At 46.0% G+C, this 1,136-nt stretch carries 1 protein-coding gene; it reads left to right on the forward strand.

The window, feature by feature from the left end; genetic code table 11:
- Window positions 1–984, forward strand: a 984-nt coding sequence (locus OKC27_RS22700; RefSeq protein WP_270806750.1) for an AAA family ATPase, incomplete at its 5' end; no start/stop codon positions are given.
- Window positions 985–1,136 lie beyond the last annotated feature (152 nt).

Raw genomic sequence — 1,136 nt, forward strand, 5'->3', positions numbered from 1 at the left:
AATAGAATGTTAGCTTGGGGGGTTAGTGAGGGGCGGATTGCCAGTGAGCAAAAACCGATTTGGTTGTTGGACGAACTGATTGAGCAGGGTGATCAGTGGATCATCAATGGCGCCCCCAAATCTGGTAAATCGCTGGTCGCAACGCAGCTCGCATTGGCTATCGCCAGTGGAGGACAGTTCCTCAACTGGAGGAATCGAAATCCAGCACGAGTGTTGTATATGGATTTTGAGCTAAAAGATCGGTTGTTTTGGAAACGCTTTTTAACCATGACAGCACATAATAATGTGACTGACCAAACAATTGAGCGGAATTTTTTCCGGTGTGGTGATTTCCAGACAACGGATGTATTGGATCCTGTAGAGGCGAAAAAAATGATCTCCATCGTGAATGAGATCCAGCCTGACCTGATTATTTGGGATGTACTAGCCAGGATGCATACGGCGGCGGAAAATGATAATAGCATGATGGGCCAGGTGATGCGGTCCATCAGAAAAATAAGTCAACCCGCAGCCCACATTGTTGTGCATCATGCAAGAAAATCCTCGCCAGGAGCGGAGGGTTACAACGCAGGCGCTGCTGGTATCAGGGGGGCATCATCCATTCATGGTGAGGCTGATGGCGTTATGTCACTAGCATTACGGGATGGGCAGGGGGCTAAATTCAGCCTCAGGTTTAGTTCGAGAGCGGTTGAAACTCCTGATGAGATTTTATTAAACCGAACAGAACATCTGATATTCGTCAGCGCGAATGATAGTGATAACAACACATTATTAACTTCCCTGAAAAAAGCTCTGAGTGGGCATACCTCAGTATCAGCAGCCGAGTTAGTGAACTCCTTTTGTGCGGAATTTTCCATACAGGAACGGCAGGCAAAAAACTATATCAGAAAATGCGTCGCAAATGCTTGGGTTCGGCGGGAGAGGAGGCCGGATAAAACGTATGAGTATATCGCCACAGATTTACTCACTGATGTGTCAGCCTAAGCACACAATATCTACCATCTGGATGCAAGCATGCAATGAACCTCTATCTATAAATAGATTGCATCCAGAATTACCCCCCTTACATATCCCCCTTTCATGCACAAGAGCGCCTAGTGCTGATTTTAGACATTGCATTTAAAATGCATTATGAT

Source organism: Aeromonas sp. QDB62 (assembly GCF_027705695.1).
Taxonomy (GTDB): domain Bacteria; phylum Pseudomonadota; class Gammaproteobacteria; order Enterobacterales; family Aeromonadaceae; genus Aeromonas; species Aeromonas allosaccharophila.